Origin of the sequence: Pinisolibacter sp., assembly GCF_036782435.1 — a bacterium.
Taxonomy (GTDB): Bacteria; Pseudomonadota; Alphaproteobacteria; order Rhizobiales; family Ancalomicrobiaceae; genus CALBKH01.
Map to the genome: position 1 here is coordinate 1 of NZ_DAIPZB010000024.1, position 18,528 is coordinate 18,528.

Annotated in this window: 22 protein-coding genes and 1 tRNA gene; 17 read left to right on the top strand and 6 right to left on the bottom strand. The window is 65.4% G+C overall.

Annotated features, from left to right (window positions below):
• Positions 1–255: hypothetical protein (locus tag V7Q42_RS11725; protein ID WP_333824260.1), on the bottom strand; the 255-nt coding region annotated here is incomplete at its 3' end.
• Positions 256–457: 202 nt separating this feature from the next.
• On the opposite strand from V7Q42_RS11725, the gene V7Q42_RS11730 reads away from it, so the two are divergent.
• A complete protein-coding gene (locus V7Q42_RS11730) occupies positions 458–1,144 on the top strand; it encodes an OmpW/AlkL family protein (protein WP_333824261.1) in 687 nt (228 codons plus the stop codon).
• Positions 1,145–1,443: 299 nt separating this feature from the next.
• Here V7Q42_RS11730 and V7Q42_RS11735 read toward each other — a convergent pair whose 3' ends face one another.
• Positions 1,444–1,743 carry a hypothetical protein gene (locus V7Q42_RS11735; protein ID WP_333824328.1) on the bottom strand — a complete coding sequence of 100 codons (300 nt, stop codon included), beginning with the start codon at positions 1,741–1,743 and terminating at the stop codon, positions 1,444–1,446.
• Here V7Q42_RS11735 and V7Q42_RS11740 point away from each other — a divergent pair.
• The 10 genes from V7Q42_RS11740 to V7Q42_RS11785 all read left to right on the top strand — a co-directional run bounded on the left by V7Q42_RS11740 (position 1,694) and on the right by V7Q42_RS11785 (position 7,711).
• On the top strand, positions 1,694–2,923 hold the full coding sequence (locus tag V7Q42_RS11740; protein WP_333824262.1) for a tyrosine-type recombinase/integrase: 1,230 nt from the start codon (positions 1,694–1,696) through the stop codon (positions 2,921–2,923). The genes V7Q42_RS11735 and V7Q42_RS11740 overlap by 50 nt on opposite strands.
• Positions 2,924–3,140: 217 nt before the next feature.
• A complete protein-coding gene (locus tag V7Q42_RS11745) occupies positions 3,141–3,467 on the top strand; it encodes a type II toxin-antitoxin system RelE/ParE family toxin (RefSeq protein WP_333824263.1) in 327 nt (108 codons plus the stop codon).
• The gene (locus V7Q42_RS11750; RefSeq protein ID WP_333824264.1) at positions 3,464–3,754 is read left to right on the top strand and encodes a helix-turn-helix domain-containing protein; all 291 of its coding nucleotides are present in this window, start codon (positions 3,464–3,466) and stop codon (positions 3,752–3,754) included. Before V7Q42_RS11745 ends, V7Q42_RS11750 begins: the two co-directional genes overlap by 4 nt.
• A gap of 3 nt (positions 3,755–3,757) precedes the next feature.
• Complete coding sequence (locus V7Q42_RS11755) at positions 3,758–4,732, top strand: hypothetical protein (protein WP_333824265.1); 975 nt, start codon at positions 3,758–3,760, stop codon at positions 4,730–4,732.
• A 67-nt stretch (positions 4,733–4,799) separates the two neighbouring features.
• On the top strand, positions 4,800–4,994 hold the full coding sequence (locus V7Q42_RS11760) for a helix-turn-helix domain-containing protein (protein ID WP_333824266.1): 195 nt from the start codon (positions 4,800–4,802) through the stop codon (positions 4,992–4,994).
• Between the two features lie 226 nt (positions 4,995–5,220).
• Positions 5,221–5,550 carry a hypothetical protein gene (locus V7Q42_RS11765; RefSeq protein WP_333824267.1) on the top strand — a complete coding sequence of 110 codons (330 nt, stop codon included), beginning with the start codon at positions 5,221–5,223 and terminating at the stop codon, positions 5,548–5,550.
• Positions 5,547–5,750 carry a hypothetical protein gene (locus V7Q42_RS11770; protein ID WP_333824268.1) on the top strand — a complete coding sequence of 68 codons (204 nt, stop codon included), beginning with the start codon at positions 5,547–5,549 and terminating at the stop codon, positions 5,748–5,750. Before V7Q42_RS11765 ends, V7Q42_RS11770 begins: the two co-directional genes overlap by 4 nt.
• Positions 5,747–6,010: a hypothetical protein gene (locus V7Q42_RS11775; RefSeq protein ID WP_333824269.1), complete on the top strand. Its 264-nt coding sequence runs from the start codon at positions 5,747–5,749 to the stop codon at positions 6,008–6,010. Before V7Q42_RS11770 ends, V7Q42_RS11775 begins: the two co-directional genes overlap by 4 nt.
• Positions 6,000–7,109, top strand: coding sequence for an AAA family ATPase (locus V7Q42_RS11780; RefSeq protein ID WP_333824327.1), 1,110 nt, complete (start codon positions 6,000–6,002; stop codon positions 7,107–7,109). Before V7Q42_RS11775 ends, V7Q42_RS11780 begins: the two co-directional genes overlap by 11 nt.
• A 140-nt stretch (positions 7,110–7,249) precedes the next feature.
• The gene (locus tag V7Q42_RS11785) at positions 7,250–7,711 is read left to right on the top strand and encodes a hypothetical protein (protein ID WP_333824270.1); all 462 of its coding nucleotides are present in this window, start codon (positions 7,250–7,252) and stop codon (positions 7,709–7,711) included.
• Positions 7,712–7,767: 56 nt separating this feature from the next.
• On the opposite strand, the gene V7Q42_RS11790 is transcribed toward V7Q42_RS11785, so the two are convergent.
• The gene (locus tag V7Q42_RS11790) at positions 7,768–8,097 is read right to left on the bottom strand and encodes a hypothetical protein (RefSeq protein ID WP_333824271.1); all 330 of its coding nucleotides are present in this window, start codon (positions 8,095–8,097) and stop codon (positions 7,768–7,770) included.
• Positions 8,098–8,972: 875 nt separating this feature from the next.
• Positions 8,973–9,048 (bottom strand) — tRNA-Ala (locus V7Q42_RS11795).
• A gap of 345 nt (positions 9,049–9,393) precedes the next feature.
• Here V7Q42_RS11795 and V7Q42_RS11800 point away from each other — a divergent pair.
• From V7Q42_RS11800 to folD, 3 genes are read left to right on the top strand one after another with little or no spacing between them, the layout of a single operon-like run.
• Positions 9,394–9,684, top strand: a complete 291-nt coding sequence (locus V7Q42_RS11800; RefSeq protein ID WP_333824272.1) for a YggT family protein — start codon at positions 9,394–9,396, stop codon at positions 9,682–9,684.
• A 2-nt stretch (positions 9,685–9,686) separates the two neighbouring features.
• Positions 9,687–10,019, top strand: a complete 333-nt coding sequence (locus V7Q42_RS11805) for a DUF167 family protein (RefSeq protein ID WP_442958192.1) — start codon at positions 9,687–9,689, stop codon at positions 10,017–10,019.
• Positions 10,020–10,064: 45 nt separating this feature from the next.
• The gene (gene folD / locus V7Q42_RS11810; protein WP_333824274.1) at positions 10,065–10,988 is read left to right on the top strand and encodes a bifunctional methylenetetrahydrofolate dehydrogenase/methenyltetrahydrofolate cyclohydrolase FolD; all 924 of its coding nucleotides are present in this window, start codon (positions 10,065–10,067) and stop codon (positions 10,986–10,988) included.
• Between the two features lie 191 nt (positions 10,989–11,179).
• Here the strand turns inward: folD and V7Q42_RS11815 are convergent, their stop codons facing one another.
• Positions 11,180–11,434, bottom strand: a complete 255-nt coding sequence (locus V7Q42_RS11815; RefSeq protein ID WP_333824275.1) for a DUF1674 domain-containing protein — start codon at positions 11,432–11,434, stop codon at positions 11,180–11,182.
• Positions 11,435–11,819: 385 nt separating this feature from the next.
• Here V7Q42_RS11815 and V7Q42_RS11820 point away from each other — a divergent pair, with 385 nt between their 5' ends.
• The 3 genes from V7Q42_RS11820 to purH all read left to right on the top strand — a co-directional run bounded on the left by V7Q42_RS11820 (position 11,820) and on the right by purH (position 16,807).
• Positions 11,820–13,157: an RsmB/NOP family class I SAM-dependent RNA methyltransferase gene (locus V7Q42_RS11820; protein WP_333824276.1), complete on the top strand. Its 1,338-nt coding sequence runs from the start codon at positions 11,820–11,822 to the stop codon at positions 13,155–13,157.
• Between the two features lie 168 nt (positions 13,158–13,325).
• Positions 13,326–15,017, top strand: a complete 1,692-nt coding sequence (locus V7Q42_RS11825; protein ID WP_333824277.1) for a heparinase II/III family protein — start codon at positions 13,326–13,328, stop codon at positions 15,015–15,017.
• A gap of 173 nt (positions 15,018–15,190) precedes the next feature.
• A complete protein-coding gene (purH, locus tag V7Q42_RS11830) occupies positions 15,191–16,807 on the top strand; it encodes a bifunctional phosphoribosylaminoimidazolecarboxamide formyltransferase/IMP cyclohydrolase (protein WP_333824278.1) in 1,617 nt (538 codons plus the stop codon).
• Positions 16,808–17,003: 196 nt separating this feature from the next.
• Here the strand turns inward: purH and V7Q42_RS11835 are convergent, their stop codons facing one another.
• The gene (locus V7Q42_RS11835; protein ID WP_333824279.1) at positions 17,004–18,380 is read right to left on the bottom strand and encodes an MFS transporter; all 1,377 of its coding nucleotides are present in this window, start codon (positions 18,378–18,380) and stop codon (positions 17,004–17,006) included.
• Positions 18,381–18,528: the final 148 nt, after the last annotated feature.

Sequence of the window (18,528 nt, forward strand, 5' to 3'; positions counted from 1 at the left end):
CATCTTCACCGCACTCCCGGAAATGGCCGCCGAACTGGCGAAGATCGGCAAGTGACCGGTGAAGTAGTCTCGCCGGCCGCTGTAGAACCTGCTTCCGGCAGAAAGCACCGAGGACACGAACGAGCCGTGGTCCATATCACGATCATTTTCTGGAAAAACATGTCCAAGCGGTAGAAAGAAAGAGAACAGATCGCCCTGATATCCATCCTCACGTTCAGACGTCGACCCAACGCGCGCGTCTCGCTGTCGAGCCATCGAAGTTCGGCGGCCTCTGAACTCATGCGAAAGGAAGAACTATTTCATCCGGTGATATCATATATTTCGCGATCGCCTTTCATAGCATCCGACAGTCCTCCATAATATCGGAAAAGCCAGATGCTACTCTGAAGCCACATCGGGTCCTTCGGGAAAAGTGGATGGCGTCTTCAGAGAGAATTCGATCCAAAGGGGGGACGATATGAAGACCTGTGTGAAATCCATGCTCCACGCGTTGGCGTGCGCGACCGCCCTGGTGACGATCGCGGGTACCGGCGTGAGCGCTGCCGATCTCGGCGCACCGGCCAAGCCGGAAGAGCCGAAATGGTTCTTCAAAATCGGTCCCGGCGGTGTCTTCTTCAATTCGAGCGCGAAACTCTACACGCCGGCTGGCCAGGTGCCGGGCGCATCTGCCCGAGCGTCCAACAATTTTGCTGCGCTATTCGGCATCGGCTACTTCGTGACACACGACATCGCGGTCGAAGTCGGCTTGGGGATTCCGCCGACCGCAAGCCTCGGCGGTCGCGGTACGGCGTCCGCTCTGGGTACGGCCGGCAAGGTGACCTATGGTCCGGCGACGTTGACCGCGACCTACCACTTCCGCGACTTCGGCGCCTTCCAGCCCTACGCCGGTCTCGGCGGCGGCTACGGCTTCATTTTCGATTCCAAAGACGGCTCCGTCTCCAATCTCTCGGTCAAAGGCGCACCCGCTTTCGTTCTCCAGGCAGGCTTCGACTTCGCCATCGATCGCAACTGGGCGGCCTTCGTGGACGTGAAACAACTGTTCCTGTCCGTGGACGCGTCGGGCAACCTCGGTCCGACGCCGGTGACGGCCAAGGTTCGTCTCGATCCGACCGTCATCTATAGTGGTATCGCATACCGCTTCTGAAGACCCGGTTGGTCCGGTCGTTGCCGCGATCCGCCCAGATTGAAAAAAATCCCGATATTCGAAGTTCCGCCGGAATGAGCGCCCGCCGAAAGATTCGGGGGGCGCTCAATTTTATTGCAATCCCCGAATTTTGCAGAAGGTTCGGTCCTGCTCCGATCCTTGAAAACCGGAGCATTCGGAGTTGGAGTTTTCGGCCGCATTTCCCGAGGCGGGAAGGAGCAGGGCCGATGAAGACTTCGAAGCGTCTGCCGATGTTCGCCGAGCCGCGAGGGCTCGAAGCGCTTCACATACGCCCACGGTCATCCACCCACGACCGAACTCGAGTAGCGGGAGAAATCAGCCCCAGAAAACAAAATCCGCGGAAATCCGCGGCTTTTCGGGAGAGAATTGGTGGAGCCAAGGACCACCAAACTAACGTTCACCATTGAGTTTTGGCGTCCAATTAACTGGCTGTTTTCTGCCGATTTTGCCGGTTGAATGTCTATCGTCGTTCGCAACCATCCGCTATAATGCGCGAATTGATGATGGGTCGGATGATGGGTGGCGGACATGCCGAAGGTGGTCGCGAAGCTCAACGATCGGCAGGTGAAGGCGATCAAGGCCGATGGTCTCCACGCCTGTGGCGAAGGGCTCTATCTCCAGATCAAGGGATCGGCCCGGGCCTGGATCTTCCGCTATCAGGTCGCCGGCAAGCGGCGCGACATGGGGCTCGGCTCGACGGCCGACGTGAGCCTGAAGGACGCCCGCGACGCGGTGGATGCGGCGAAACGATCACTCCGCGACGGCATCGACCCCGTCGACGCGCGCAAGGCCGAACGTCCCACCATCCCGACCTTCGGCACCTTCGCCGATGAACTGGTCGAAACGCTCAAGGCCGGCTTCTCGAACGACAAGCATGTCTACCAGTGGGAACAGACGCTCGGCGACGCCTATTGCGGCCCGATCCGGTCGAAGCTGGTCTCTGAGATCGACACCGCCGACGTCCTCGCGGTGCTCAAGCCTGTCTGGCAGGCGAAGCAGGAAACCGCCTCACGGCTTCGCGGTCGCATCGAAAAGGTGCTGGACGCAGCCAAGGCGAAGGGGCTCCGCTCGGGCGAGAACCCCGCCCGTTGGCGTGGGCACCTCGCGAACCTCCTCCCTCGCCGTCAGAAGCTCATGGCGCGCGGCCACATGCCGGCGCTGCACTTCGAAGACGTCCCTGGCTTCGTCGGTCGGTTGCGTGAGCGGGAAGCCGTCGCGGCGCGCGCCCTCGAATTCCTGATCCTCACGGCCGGGCGTGCCGGTGAGGTGTTCGGTGCGACGTGGGGTGAGATCGACACCACCGCCAAGCTCTGGACCATCCCCGCCGAGAGAATGAAGGCGCGGAAGCCGCACCGTGTGCCGCTGACGGCTCGTGCGCTGGCGATCCTCGACGAGGCGGTCAAGCTGCGGACCACCGCCGATCCCGCCTCCTACGTCTTCCCCGGTGGTCGTGCCGGGCGCCCTCTCTCCAATATGGCGTTCAAACAACTGCTGGAGCGCATGGGCGAGACGGGCTTCGTCCCCCACGGCTTCCGATCGAGCTTCCGCGACTGGTGCGGCGAGTGCACGCCCTTCCCGCGTGAAGTCGCCGAGTCGGCGCTCGCTCATATCGTCGGCAACGCGGTCGAGCAGGCTTACCGGCGCGGCGATGCGCTGGAAAAGCGGCGTAAGCTCATGGAAGCTTGGGAAGGCTTTGTCGAGCCCAAGGCGGCGAACGTCGTCACCCTCAAGCTCAAACCGAAATCCCCGGTCGCGTGACCGGGCGATAGCGGCCGGGGCGGTGGTTGCGTCACCGTTCCCGGCCTCACCACAACGACGAAGGGACCGTCGCTATGGCTTGCTGAAGCTGTCGGCGGCGTGACCTGATCGGCGGTGGTTTCGTGACCGCCGCCTTTCCCTCCGAAACCGCTCGCGAACGTCCATCCACGTCCGGCGTCGTCCGAAAAGCCTTCAACCAATATGCCGAGTGTGATATATGGATCGTTGGACGATTGAGGTGACGATTGAAGCGCGAGCCGAACTCGCCGAATGGCCGGTCGAACTTCGTGCGTCGCTGGCGAGGATCGTCGAGCGGGTCGAGCACGTCGGCCTCGAACGGTTGGGCGAGCCCTTCGTGAAACACCTCGAAGGCAAGCTCTGGGAGGTGCGACCCTCGGGGCGGCGGATCGAAGGGCGGGCGCTCTACGTGACCGCGACCGGCCGGCGGGTGGTGATCCTGCTGGCGTTCGAGAAGAGGACGCAGAAGACGCCGCGCCGGTACATCGATCGGGCCTTGGAACGAGCGAAGGAATTGCAGCCATGACCGACACCGTTCCCTTCTCCAAGCTCTCCGACGAATGGAAGACGGACCCCGCCTTCGTCGCCGAATACGAGCGCATCGGCCCCGACATGGAACTCGCCTTCGCGCTTTCCGAGGCGCGTCGGGAAGCCGGCCTCACTCAGGTGGAGGTGGCGCGCCGCATGGGAACCTCACAGGCGGCGGTGGCGCGCATGGAAGGCGGCAAGGTCAAGCCAACGTGGGAGACCGTGGAGCGCTACGCCCGCGCCCTCGGGCGGCGAGCGGTGGTTGCGTTGGTCGCTGCGGAGTGATCCATGACTAGAACGCGATTTCGCCTAGAAGCTCCTATCGGGCATAAAATCGATATCCGCGATGCCAAGTGGAATAATGTTGAAGAAACCTACGGTCACATACTTCGGGACGATGTAAGGAAAGACCTCGCATCTGCGACATGCAAGTATGTTGGAAGGCGGCATGTCGAAGTCATCCCACGAATGCCAACTAAACGCGACGGGGAGAGTGAATCAGTTGGGGAAGGCGAATATATTCGCAAAGTACTCAGAAGCATGCTTGATTCAATCAAGGCGTTTAACAATACAGAAAAAGTATCTCGGTCAATATTTAGAAGCAAGAGACCGTCCTTCTACAAAAAAGTCGTCAATGACAAAAAATGGAATAACGATGCAGATAAGCGTGTAGAAATTGAATTAAACGACAAAATCAAAGAAGGTAGAACATTAAGAGATGACACTGGTTGCGTACTGACCTGTGACGAATATAAAGTATTTGCAAAAGAACGTGAAATAAACAATGAGGCAAGTAGGCTAACGCAGCTGCTTGTGGATGAATACAAAGGAGCCTATCGTATTGCTGCGGAAATACTTAGCAATCGATTGTCCTTGAAAGGGGTTCAATTTTCTACAGAGCAATTTCATTTAATAGAATTTGAAATTAAAAGAACTATCAATAATCTTGAGGCCAATCCGAGCGAGTATGGCGCCAAGCCGGGAGAGGCTTGGGAAAATTGGGTTCTTTCCATAAGATCAATCCTACAAAAATACAAATTACCGAATGGATCGAGCGGACGGAATACTGTTCGTATCGGCAATCTAGATAAAATCTGCTACATTTTATCGGAAAATTTTGTCCCAAGTCATCTCCGTCAACACAGCCCGTCTCTCGAAACATTTGCCTATGCCGTTTCGCAAATCGTGAAGGCGGACAACAAGGCACGGGCGAAGGAAGGCAGAGACATTGCAAGTGGGGAAAAGTCTGCGAAGTCCCGATAATTTTTTCCACAAGCTGGCGATACGGACACAGACAAGAATGGGCTGACTCGAACAACGAGGTAAGCCCATGGCTCCGAAACTTCCCAAAGACCAGATCTGCCCTTTGGCGCATCGTATCAATGACGCCTGCGGTCAAGTAGGGCTCGGTCGAAGCACACTTTATAAGCTGATCGGCGAGGGGAAGCTGAAGGCGATCAAGATCGCCGGACGAACACTTATCCCCCACGCTGAACTCGAACGCCTCATCTCGGAGGCGGTTTGATGGGCGACGCTATCCGACTTTCCCTCGGTGGCGGCGCTCACACGATCCACGTAGAGCGCCTTCGCACTGCGACCGGCCTTCCGATCGACGCCCTTACACTCTCCCACCGCCACGGCGCCGCGATCGTCTGGCGCTCGGGCGATGAAGGAACCATCGACCACACCCTCGCAGTCTGGCGGTCCTGCGGCGCTCGCGTCGTCGACCTCCGCAACGAGCGAGGTGCGGCATGATCTCCCACCTTGCTCGATCCTCAGCGAACGAAACCGACGATGCCTATGGGGCGGTCGTCGCCAAGCTCAACACTCGCTGGCGCGTCAGCCGGTGTCGCGACGACATCCAATGGATTCTGCAACGCCGTAAGGGCTGGACCGGTGCTGCGCCGCGTTGGACCGGTGACAGCTACTTCCGCACCCGCGAAGCCCTCATGGGAGTCACGCACGCCAAGGCGGGCGACTGCGACCCCATCGCGTGGTCGGCTCTCCTCGCGCTTCCCGAGCGCTACGAGCCGGCCGACATCCCCATCGACAATCTTCAAACCGAGGAGGTTTTCGAATGACCCTCTCGACGAAGAACCCCGCGCGCGGCTGGCATCGCGGCGGGGCTCTGGAAACAGTTCACGCGGGCAGCCTGAACGATTTCAAGGATACCACCGCCCTCGCGCGGTTCCAAGCCGCCAAGCTCGGTCATGCGTTGGCGCTCATGCCAGACACGGCGGCAGCGCTCGCCCTCCTAGTCTTCGGGGAGGTGCGTTCATGATCGTTCGCCACTCTCCCCACATCCGCCGAGCGGAAGACAGCCTCATCGATGCCGTCGAGATGGCGTGGGATGATCTCTCGATCGGGATGGTCAATACGCTCTGCGCATGCGGTCGGACGCAGGCTTCGGCCTTTCGAGCCGTAGCAGCGGGGCGGGACGCCATGCTCGCGATGATCGAGGCGGAAGACCGAGTCCACGACCGGATCGCCCGCGACGCGGCCCTCGCCTCGATCCAGGGGAGGCTTGCCGATGCGCGGTGAACCCCTCCGATCGCCCCAGTCTCCTGCCGAAAAATTTCGGCCGATCCCACTCGACGAGATCGACTTCGCCCGCGGCTCGACGGACCTGGTGCGGGGCCTCCTCCCCCGATCCGGTCTCGGCGTGATCTACGGTCCGCCGGGCTCGGGGAAATCCTTTGTCGCCCTCGACGCCGCGCTTCACATCGCCCTCGGTAAGCGGTGGGCGGGGCAGAGAGTCGAACAGACGGGCGTCGTCTTTGTCGCAGCCGAGGGGGCCGAAGGCTTCCGGCGTCGCGCCGTCGCTGCTCGGGATCGCCTCGACGCCTGGGGCGCACCGTTCTCTATGATCGCTGCGACCCCTAACCTCGGCACGGCGAGCGGTGACACCGACGCCCTCGTCTCGGCGATCAGATCTCACACCTTCCCGGCCGGCTGGAGCCCCGGCGTCGTCGTGCTCGACACCGTCGCCCGCGCCACCACCGGCATCGACGAGAACTCGGCGAAGGAAATGGGGGTGTTCATCGCGAACGCCGACCGGATCTCACGGGAACTGCGGTGCCTGGTGCTCGCGGTGCATCACGCGGGCAAGAACGCCGAAGCGGGGATGCGGGGAAGTTCCGCCCTACACGGCGCGGCGGACATCGAATGGTCGATCTCAGTCGAGAACGGCGTGCGTACGGTTCGGCTCGCGAAGTCGAAAGACGGGGCCGACAACGCGACGTGGACCTTCGGCCTCGACGTCGTCGAGATCGGGCAGGACGACGAAGGCGAGCCGATCACGACTTGCATCGTCACCAACGTGACCGAACCGACCTATGGCGACGGCGGCAAGTCGGCCCGGAAGATGCCGGTTCCCGCTTCTCAGCGCCTGTTCGTCACCGCCTTCGAAAACGCCTTGGTCGACTTCGGCGAGGACATGCAGCCCCCCGGCTACAGCGGTTCGGTTCGCGCCGTCCGGGTCGAGATGGTTCGCGACGAATTCATCCGCTCGCACGCTGCCGACGAACTCGCCTCGAGACGGAAGGCTTTCACCCGAGCCCTCAGCGCTGCGAGCAGCAGCAAGCTCGTTCTCTCCGCCGACGTCGGAACGGTCGGCTACCTGTGGAGGTCGACACCGTGACCCCTGAACATTTCGCCGGGACAAACCGGACAACCGGGACAAATGTCCCGAATGTCTCGGTCTCCGCTGGGGGCGGGACAGACGGGACACGCGAGACACCCCTAAAGGGGTGTGTCTCGGATGTCCCGCCCTCTTGTCCCGTGCGTCCCATCGTCGGGTTTGACCCCGGCCTATCCGGTGCCGGGGCGGTGGTCACGCCTTCGGGCGATCTCGTCGCCGTCTTCGACCTGCCGATGATGGGTGAAGGCAAGGCCGCTCGGATCGACGCGAACCTTCTCGCTCGCCTGATCGAAGAGTTCGCCCCGGCATCAGCGGTGGCCGAACAAGTGGGAGCGATGCCGAAACAGGGTGTCGCCTCGACCTTCGCCTTCGGCCGCGCTGTGGGCGTCCTGGCGGGTGTCCTGGGGGCGTTGGCGATCCCGACGACATACGTACCGCCCGGAACCTGGAAGCGGTTCCACCACCTCTCTGCGGCGAAGGAGGACGCCCGGCGCAGAGCGATCGAGCTATGGCCGCGACAAGCTCACCTCTTCGCCCGGAAGAAGGACCACGGACGAGCCGAGGCGGCGCTCATTGCGAAATGGGGAACTGTTCTGCGATAAGAAGCCATTAGATCCCCGCACTCGCCGGCATCAGTTCACGACGTCTGCCGCGTGTGTCACTTCGACTTTAGCGCTTCAATTTCCGCCTTTAGCCGCTTATTTTCAATTTCTATCAAATTGATTCGAGATTTCAATATTGCAATATCTGATGAAAACTCTTCATAAACGCTCTTTAGAATCGTATTCTGATAGTTGAAACACGCAACAACACGCCTATCGACATCCGAAATCGCACCGCTTAGTCCAGAATTGGATATAAAAGCTCCATTCTTGCACTCTGACTCGTCTAAAAAGCCGGCCTTTGCTGAATTTGCACTACCAATCAGCAACATCAGCCCTACACCAAGGCCGATTTTTCGTCGGTTCCTATGGGGCTTGTGCGTCATCACCCGTACCGCTTATCCGAAGGTAAAAGTGAAAGGCTTGCCACCTATCGAGCCGCGACCGGTACCTCTGGTGCCCGTCGAGACAAAAGAGAAAGATCCACTCTGCCCATTCGTGCAGTTGAATGTTCCTTCGCCATTGCGACGCGTGACGTAGACAAACGTTCCTGAGCAGACTTTCCCTCTATCGCTTCGAATGGTGAGTGTGCCCGCTCCATCTAATTCCCCCGTTGCAGAGCCGGTGAATATTTCATCACCTGCATCTGACTGACCGGTAACCGGCAATGTCATTGAACAGCCACCGAGCGCGAACGCCACCGCTGTCGCAAAAATCCATTTCATGGCCGTCTCCCTTATGGGCGCCTGATCCAATCACACCTCATGGTTCGCGTCGAGTCGGCCCTCAATCTTTAGGTTGGCAGGTGATCCGGATTGTGTGACTGGGCACCTACCCGACCGACGCCCCGGCACAGGAAGTGAATATGACCGGCAAAGAGGATTTCAGGACAATTTCGCGCGCGCGAGGAATCGAAAATCACACAAGCCGGCTTGGCACGGTGGGCAGGGGCTAGAGGAACTCCAAAGCGAAGGGCGGAGGCCCCTCGCCGAGCGTGCGAGGAATTCCGCGACAACTACGCGCGCGTGAGGGCGACAATATTCGGAGGCAGAAAAACGCGGCAACCGTTTGCGGCGGCTTTAGTGACATCACACGCGATCGACCTGTCGCCCAATCAGCACGACGTCTTCGCAGCACCTATCATCCGCCTTCGTCCGCCGCGATCCACCGTGAACCACGTCGCGATGATGGGTGGGATGATGGGTCGTCAAAAGGCGGACAATAAAAAACCGCGGAAATCCGCGGTTTTCTCTCAGGGAATTGGTGGAGCTGAGGGGAATCGAACCCCTGACCTCTGCAGTGCGATTGCAGCGCTCTCCCATCTGAGCTACAGCCCCGACCGAACGAGGCGGGGATGGGAGCCCCGCGTCGGATGGGCGCCATTTAGGGGAGGCCTCCCCCCTCTGTCAAGCGCGCTCGCGAGCCCGCTCGCGACCACCGCCGCGCCAATTCTCTGCAGCACCCGCGCCGGCACCGGCGGGAGGCGACAGCATCCGATCCGACGACGCCGGGCCGTCTCGACCTGCGGATTTCCATCCCGCTTTTCCGCTCCGCCGCGGACCTCCGAGGACGTTTCGGCGGCGCCCGGAAACCATCCCCGACGGCGAATACGGCCCCGCTCTTGGCATTTCGTCGGGCCGTGTCTACATGGGAGGCAGACCATCCCTCGAGCGGAAGAACCCATGTCCCTGGCCTCTCCGATCCTCATGGCCGTCGATCTCGTCCTCGACCTCTACGGTTGGGTGCTGATCGCCATGATCGTCTTCTCCTGGCTCCATGCCTTCGGCGTGGTCAACACCCGCAATCAGGCGGTGTCGACCATCGGCGACGTGCTCTATCGCCTGACCGAACCGGTACTCGCGCCCATTCGCCGCTTCATGCCCAATCTCGGCGGTCTGGATCTGTCGCCGATCGTCGTTTTCCTGGCGATCTTCATCATCCGCCAGTACCTACACATGCTCGCCCGCTGGTGAGCGTGCCGGCCGGCCCTTCCGAAGCCGTTCGCGTCGAAGCCGACGGTCTGCGCCTGCGGGTCCGCCTGACGCCCAAGGCGTCTCGCGACGCCGTCGGTCGCCTGGAGCGCCTCGCCGACGGAGCCGAGGTGCTGATCGTCCACGTCCGTGCCGCCCCCTCCGAGGGCGCCGCCAACGCCGCCCTCACCCGCCTCCTCGCCGATGTCCTCGACGTCGCGAAGTCCAAGGTCGAACTCGTTTCGGGCCACACCGCGCGGGTGAAGACGCTGAAGATCGAGGGTGACGGATCCGCCCTGGCGAAGCGCCTCGCGACACTGGCGGCGGCGGCGAAGTGATGCTACGCAGCCGTCGGCGGGTTTCTCGGACGAGGAGGTGATCCCATGACGGCACGCATCATCGACGGCAAAGCCAGATCCGAAGCCCTGCGCCAGGAGGTGACGGCCGACGTCGCCCGCTTCACCGCCGCCCACGGTACCGCCCCCGGCCTCGCGGTGGTGTTGGTCGGCGAAGATCCGGCGAGCCGCGTCTACGTCGCCTCCAAGACCAAGCAGACCGTCGAAGTCGGCATGCGCTCCTTCGAGTATCGCCTCGACGCTGCGACGCCGGAGGCCGAGCTGCTGACGCTGATCGCCAAGCTCAACGCCGACGACGCCGTCGACGGCATCCTCGTCCAGCTGCCGCTGCCCAAGCACATCGACACCGGGCGGGTGATCTCGGCGATCGATCCGGCCAAGGACGTCGACGGCCTCACCGAGGTCAACGCCGGCCGCCTCGCTGCCGGTCGCCCCGGCCTGGTGCCGTGCACGCCCTACGGCTCGATGATGATGCTCGACTGGGTCGGCCGCCCGCTCTCCGGCCTGGAAGCCGTCGTCGTCGGCCGCTCCGAGCTGGTCGGCCGGCCGATGGCCCAGCTCCTCGTGATGGCGAACTGCACCGTCACCATCGCCCATTCCCGCACCCGCGATCTCGCCGAGGTCTGCCGCCGCGCCGACGTGTTGGTGGCCGCCGTCGGCCGGCCGCTGATGATCCCGGGCGACTGGGTGAAGCCCGGCGCGACGGTGATCGACGTCGGCATCAACCGCATCCCGGCGCCGGAGAAGGGCGAGGGCAAGACCCGCCTCGTCGGCGACGTCGACTTCGATTCGGCCGTGAAGGTCGCCGGCGCCATCACGCCGGTTCCCGGCGGCGTCGGCCTGATGACGGTGGCGACGCTGCTCGCCAACACCCTCATCGCCGCCCACCGCCGCCGCGGCCTCACCCCGCCGGACTTCTTCACGGCGTTGAACAAGCGGCTGTTCGGCTGATCGAGGCCCGCCTTGGGGCACGGTGGGGTGCAAAGAGCGCGAGCGAATTGCACCGGCGGCCGTCGGGTTGGGACGTGCGCGCCCCTCACTGAACCGCCTCCGGGCCGTCGTGGTCGGGGCCGCCGTGATCTCCTGGCGTGGCGGTGGAATTCGCTTCGCTCTTTCCTCCCTACGGGTCGAGAACGACGCTCTCAGAAATCCGAGGCGATGCCCTTCTTCTCCCAGTCGCCGTAGCGCACCGGTTCTGGGCCGTCGCGGCCGGCGATCTCCTTCGGGACGGGCTTCGCCGCCGCATCCGCCGCCTTGCGCCGCTCCTCGGCCTCGAGCAGCGCGCGCTGAGCCGCCGGCGGCAGGTCCTCGAAACGGCGACGCGGCGGCTCGGCCGCAGCCGCCTCGGCGGCGTCCGGTTCGGCGGGTGTCTCGGCGGGTGTTTCGTCGGCGGTCATGGGTCGTCCCGGTCGGATCGCGGGTGATCGGGCGAGTTCGTCTCCCGCGCCGGCTTCTAGTGGTCCGACTCCGACATTCGCATCCCCTGTGGAAGCCTCGTCGTGCGAATGTCGGAGTCATGAGGACCACTAGCAAGCTTATGTTTCTAGTGGAACTTTCGAATTCGACATTCGAACGCGACCCGTGCGGCAGCGGAATTCGAATGTCGAATTCGTTCCACTAGCATGATAAGCGCTTGCCCGTCGAACCATCGCCGGTTCGCATCGCACGTCGAGGATACCCATGAACGAATCCGGCAGAGGGGGTCGCCCCCCGCGCCCCGGCCGCTCCGACCCCGCTCGCCCACGCGGCCCCCGTCCGGACGCTCCGTCCGGCGAGAAGGCCGTGCGCGAGGAACGCCGCGACGAGCCGGGTCTCGCCACCCGCCGCTTCGCCGTCGATATCCTCGGCAACGTCCTCGACGACGGCCGACCGCTCGATCAGGTGCTCGACCATCGCGCCTCGATGCCGGCCTGGCGTGCGCTTTCGCCCGCCGACCGCGCCCTGGTGCGCGCCATCGTCTCGACGACGCTCCGCCGTCTCGGCCTCGTCGACGACGCGCTGAAGCGCCAGATGAAGCGCCCGCTGCCGGGCAAGGCGACGCGGGTCCGCCAGATCCTGCGCGTCGGTGCGGCGCAACTCCTGTTCATGGAGGTGCCCGACCACGCCGCCGTGTCGCTGGCGACCGAGCTCGCCGATCGCGATCGCGAGACACGCCCCTGGAAGGCGATGGTCAACGGCGTGCTGCGTGCCGTCGCCCGCTCCCGCGACGAGATCCTCGAGACCCAGGACGCCACCCGTCTCGTCACGCCGCTGTGGCTGTGGCGCGACTGGGTCGAGACCTGGGGAGAGGACGAGACCCGCGCCTTCGCTTCCGCTCACATGGTCGAACCGGCGCTCGACCTCACCGTCAAGTCGGACGCTGCCGGCTGGGCCGAACGGCTCGGCGGCCGGGTGCTGCCGACCGGATCGGTCCGCCTGCTGCCGCACGGCGCGGTGCCCGAGATGGAGGGGTTCGAGGCCGGCGAATGGTGGGTGCAGGACGCCGCCGCGGCGCTGCCCGCCCGCCTCCTCGGCGACGTCGCGGGAAAAGAGGTCGCCGACCTCTGCGCCGCCCCGGGCGGCAAGACCGCGCAGCTCGCCGCGGCCGGGGCGAAGGTCACCGCCGTCGATCTTTCGCCCCACCGCCTCGATCGGCTGAAGCAGAACCTCGCGCGCCTGCGCCTGAGTGATGTCGCGACGATCGCCGCCGATCTCGAGACGTGGACGCCGAAGGCACCCTTCGATGCCGTCCTCCTCGACGCCCCCTGCTCCGCCACCGGCACCCTGCGTCGTAATCCGGACGTCGGCCGGCTGAAGAAGAGCGCCCAGGTCGAGGAACTCGCCGAGCTGCAACATCGCCTGCTCGACCGGGCGGCCGGCTGGGTGAAGCCCGGCGGCCTCCTCGTCTACTGCACCTGCTCGCTGCAGACGGCCGAAGGCGAGGAGCAGATCGCCCGCTTCCTCGCCGAACACCCGGACTACGAGCGTGCCCCCGTCGCGGCGGAGGAGATCGGCGGGCTCGCGCCGGCGATCACCGCGGACGGTGACCTGCGCACCCTGCCCGACATGCTTCCCGATCCCGAGCCCCGCCTCGCCGGGCTCGACGGCTTCTTCGCCGCCCGCCTGCGTCGTCGCACCTGACGACGCTCGCGCAACGGTGGCCGCCGAACATCGCTCACACTCTGAAATGCGAGCGGGAATTTAACCGGGCGTTAACCCTGTTGGGGTGCCTTGGAGGATGGGCGAGGGTCGCCCTCGTACCGCCGTCGCGGTGCGGGGAGACGATGGGAGCGCATGACGACACGGGGCATGGCCGATAGGCTCCTCGAGTGGAAACTGATCGGCCGCGCGCTCGCGGACCGCGCCGGTGCGCCCTTCGTCCGTGCCACCCGTTCCATCCGCGCCTTCGTCGAACCGGCCGCCGATCGCCTGCTCATCGCGCCGCAGGACCTGCGCACCGCCGACCCGACGGTGGCGACCGACATCTATGCCGGCGTCTTCGTGTTCTCCGGCCAGATCGTCGAGTGCAACGGCCGTTCGCCCTTCGAGATGGCGCCGCCGAGCGAGGATTGGGCGCGCGTGCTGCACGGCTTCGGCTGGTTGCGCCACCTGCGCGCCGCCGACACCGCCTCCGCCCGCTCCAACGCCCGCATCCTCGTCGACGACTGGCTGCGCATCGCCGATCATCCGCCCATCGCCTGGGAGCCGGAAGTGGTGGCGCGCCGCACCATGGCTTGGCTCGCCCAGTCGCCGATGATCCTGGCGGAAGCCGACCGGACCACCTATCACCGCTTCCTCGCCGGCCTGACCCGTCAATTCCGTTGGCTGCGCGTCCGCTGGGGCGAGGAACCGACCGGCCTGCCGCGGCTGAAGGTGGCGATCGCCGTGCTCGCCACCGCCATCGCCGTCGACGGTTTCCGCCGCCACATCAAGACCGCGTCGCGCCGCCTCGACGACGAGCTGAAGCGCCAGATTCTGCCGGATGGCGGCCATGTCGGCCGCAATCCGGTGACCATCCTCGAGGTGCTGATCGACCTCCTCCCCGTCCGCCAGGCGCTGGCCGCGCGCGGCCATCCCGTCTCGCCGGCGATGATGGGGGCGATCGATCGGATGATGCCGATGCTGCGCTTCTTCCGCCACGGCGACGGCGCCTTCGCCCTCTTCAACGGCGCGACGACGACGCCGACCGACCTCGTCGCCACCGTGCTGGCCTACGACGACGCCCAGGGCCGGCCCCACGGCAACGCCCCGCATTCCGGCTATCAGCGCCTCGAAGCGGAGAAGACCGTCGTGGTGATGGACACCGGCGCGCCGCCGCCGCCGGAGTTCGCCCGCACCGCCCACGCCGGCACCCTCGCCTTCGAACTCTCGTCCGCCGCCGCCCGCTTCGTCGTCAACTGCGGCGCGCCCTTCCGACCGGTCAAGGACTGGCGCCGCGTCGCCCGCTCGACCGCCGCCCACTCGACCCTGGTGGTCGACGACCATTCCTCGGCGCGCATCCGCGACGAGGGCGCCTTCGTCGATCTCCTCGGACCGATCCTGATCGGCGGTCCGAGCGACGTGCCGGTCGATCGCGCGGAAGCCGACGGCGCCGTCGCCGTCACCGCCTCGCACGACGGCTACGCCGCCGACTACGGCGTCGTCCACGAACGCACGCTGAGGCTCTCGGCGAACGGCGACATCCTCGACGGCCGCGACCGCGTCGTCCCCTTCGAAGGCGGCACCGACGACGTTCCCTTCGTCATCCGTTTCCACCTGCACCCCTCGGTCAAGGTCGGCCGCCTCGGCGACCACGGCGTCGTGCTCATCGGACATGCAGGCGAGGGCTGGGAGTTCACCTGCGACGATCTCACCCCGGAGGTCGAGGAATCGGTCCATCTCGCCGATCTCCACGGCCTGCGCCGCACCTCGCAGATCGTCCTGGCGAGCGGCGAGGACGGCCCGCGCGAGATCCGCTGGCGCTTCTCCCGCACCGCGCGGTCCCACGCCAAGGGGCGGTGACGCGACGCCGCACCGCCCGCGCCCCCTCTCCGTCCACCGTCGGGTTTGCCCCGCGGCGGATTCGTGCTAACGCCCTCGCCGAAATCTCCCGGATCCCGAGACCGAAGAGCCGAACGGCCGCCATCCGTTCCGCGATTTCTCGATCCATTTCGCAAGAAGGCGAAGCCGAACCCATGTCGATCACCGTCAAGAACATCACCCCGCCCGATCGCGTTCCCCTGAAGCGCGCCCTCCTGTCGGTCTCCGACAAGACCGGGCTGATCGACTTCGCCCGGGCGCTGGCCGCCCGCGGCGTCGAGCTGCTGTCGACCGGCGGCACCTGCAAGTCGATCGCCGAAGCCGGCATCGCGGTGAAGGACGTCTCGGAAGTGACCGGCTTCCCCGAGATCATGGACGGCCGCGTCAAGACGCTGCACCCGAAGGTCCACGGCGGCCTCCTCGCCGTCCGCAACGACCCCGAACACGTCGAGGCGATGAAGGCCCACGACATCGAGGGCATCGATCTGCTGGTGGTGAACCTCTACCCGTTCGAGGCGACGGTCGCTCGCGGAGCAGATTGGGCGACCGGCATCGAGAACATCGACATCGGCGGCCCGGCGATGATCCGCGCCGCCTCCAAGAACCACGCCTATGTCGCCGTCGTCGTCGACCCGGCCCGTTACTCGGATGTCCTCGCCGCGCTCGACGCCAACGACGGGTCGACCACGCTGGAGCTGCGCAAGGCTCTCGCCCTCGAGGCCTTCGGCCGCACCGCCACCTACGACGCCGCCATCTCCAACTGGATGGCCGCCGAGATCGGCGAGGTGAACCCCAAGTACCGCGCCTTCGGCGGCACCCTCGTCGAGCCGATGCGCTACGGCGAGAACCCGCACCAGTCGGCCGCCTTCTACAAGACCGCCGAGGTTCGCCCGGGAGTGGCGACCGCCGTGCAGGTGCAGGGCAAGCAGCTCTCCTACAACAACATCAACGACACCGACGCGGCCTACGAACTCGTCGCCGAGTTCGACCCGGCCCGCACCGCCGCCTGCGCCATCATCAAGCACGCCAACCCCTGCGGCGTGGCGGAAGGCGGAAGCCTCGCCGAGGCCTACACCAAGGCGCTGCGCTGCGATCCCGTCTCCGCCTTCGGCGGCATCATCGCCTTCAACCGGACGCTCGACGCCGAGGCCGCCACCGAGATCGTGAAGATCTTCACCGAGGTGATCATCGCCCCCGACGCCACCGACGAGGCGAAAGCGATCGTCGCCACCAAGAAGAACCTGCGCCTGCTTCTCGCCGGCGGCCTGCCGAAGCCCGCCGCCGCCGGCCTCACCGCCAAGACCGTCGCCGGCGGCATGCTGGTGCAGAGCCGCGACTCGGGCACCGTCGACGCCGTCGAACTGAAGACCGTCACCGCCCGCGCCCCCTCCGAGCGGGAAGCGGCCGACCTCGCCTTCGCCTTCCGCGTCTGCAAGCACGTCAAGTCGAACGCCATCGTCTACGTGAAGGATCTCGCCACCGTCGGCATCGGCGCCGGCCAGATGAGCCGCGTCGATTCCGCCCGCATCGCCTATCGCAAGGCCGCCGACGCGGCCGCCGCGGCGGGTGAGAGCGAGCCGCTGACCAAGGGTTCGGTCGCCGCGTCCGATGCCTTCTTCCCCTTCGCCGACGGCCTCGAGGTCGTGGTCGAGGCGGGCGCCACCGCCGTCGTCCAGCCGGGCGGCTCGATGCGCGACCAGGAGGTCATCGACGCCGCGAACAAGGCCGGCATCGCCATGGTCACCACCGGCATGCGCCACTTCCGCCACTGAGGCGGATCATCGGACGAGATCGCAGCGGGGGCCGTGGCGACGCGGCCCCCGTCGTCGTTTTTGTGATCCGAATCGTGCAATGAGCGTGAGCGAATTGCACCAGCGGCGCTCGTCGGCGGCGCCGACGTTCCCCTCGGACGACGCCGGTACAATTCGCCTTCGGCTCATCGCCCCTACGGTCCACCATCCCACGCCTTCACCGCCGCGGCGTCTTCACCCCGGCCATCAGGACGAAGCCCGTCACCAGGAACACCGCCAACACCGCCGCGCCGGCGCGTTGGCTCTCGGTCCAATCGGTGACCATGGCCACCGCGAGCGGCCCCATGAAGCTCGTCACCTTCCCCGAAAGCGCGAAGAAGCCGTAGAACCGGGCGATCGCGTCGGCCGGCGCCATGCGGGCGAGCTGGGTGCGCGAGGCGGCCTGCAGCGGCCCGGCCGCGAGGCCGAGGATGCCGCCGGCAAGAAGATAGACCTTGGCCGCCGTACCGGCGTAGAGCCCACCCTGCCCCGCCGCCACCGGCACCACGAAGAACACGTGGGTGCGATCGATCGAGACGACGAGCACCAGGGTGAGGAACAGCACGATCAGCGCCCCGAGCACTACCACCTTGGAGCCGAAGCGGTCGTCGAGCCGGCCGCCGGTATAGGCGCCGATCGTCCCGGTGATGGTGAGGAAGATGCCGAAGAGGCCGAGCTCGATCGTCGACCAGCCGAAGACACCCGCCGCGTAGATGCCGCCGAAGGCGAAGAGGGCGACGAGGCCGTCGGTGTAGATCATGTTGGCGAGGAGGAAGCGCCCGAGGCTCGGCACCGCCTTCAGGTCGCGCGCCGTATCGGCGAGCCGCGCGATCCCCGTGCCGATCGTCTCCGCCGCCTTGCCGCCGTGGTTGCTGTCGGGGGTGAAGAGGAACATCGGCAGGGCGAAGACGACGAACCACAGCGCCGACAAGGGGCCGGTCACCCGCGCCCCCTCGCCCGCCGCCGGATCGAGCCCGAACAGCGGCGTCAGGCCGAACAGCGTCCGGCCCGTCGCCGTCTCGGCGGCGAGAAAGCCGAGCACCACCACCAGACTGACGAGGCCGCCGGCATAGCCGACCGCCCAGCCGGTACCCGACAACCGGCCGAGCTCCGACGGCGGCACCAGTCGCGGCATCATCGCGTTGTTGAAGACGGTGGCGAATTCGGCCCCGATCGTGCCGATGATGAAACCGGCGAGCGCCAGCGCCACCGAAGCCGGATGCCCGGGCGTGGCCAGCCACAGCGCCGACGATCCCACCATCATCAACGCCCCGAAGGCCCCGACCCACGGCTTGTGACGGCCGAGCGCGTCGGCGATCGAGCCGAGCACCGGCGACAGCACCGCGATGACCAGACCCGCCGTCGCGGTGGCATAGCCCCACTGCGCCTGACCCGAGGCGGGATCGCGAGCGAGATGGGCGGCGAACCACGGCGCGAAGACGAAGGTCGTCACCAGGGTGAAGAACGGCTGCATCGCCCAATCGAACATCACCCAGCCGACGAGCCCGGCACGAGACGTGCGCGGCGTGGGGGGCGTACCGTGTGTGTTCGCCATGCGATTCCCTCTCCCGCCGCGACGCACGGCGCCTCACTCATATACCGGATCGTGGCGAAATGGGGTGGCGCGGTCGAGCGAGGGATGCGGATCCGTCGCGGGCGGCGGTGGAACGCGGCGCCAACCGTGCGACACCCGGCCCTCGCCC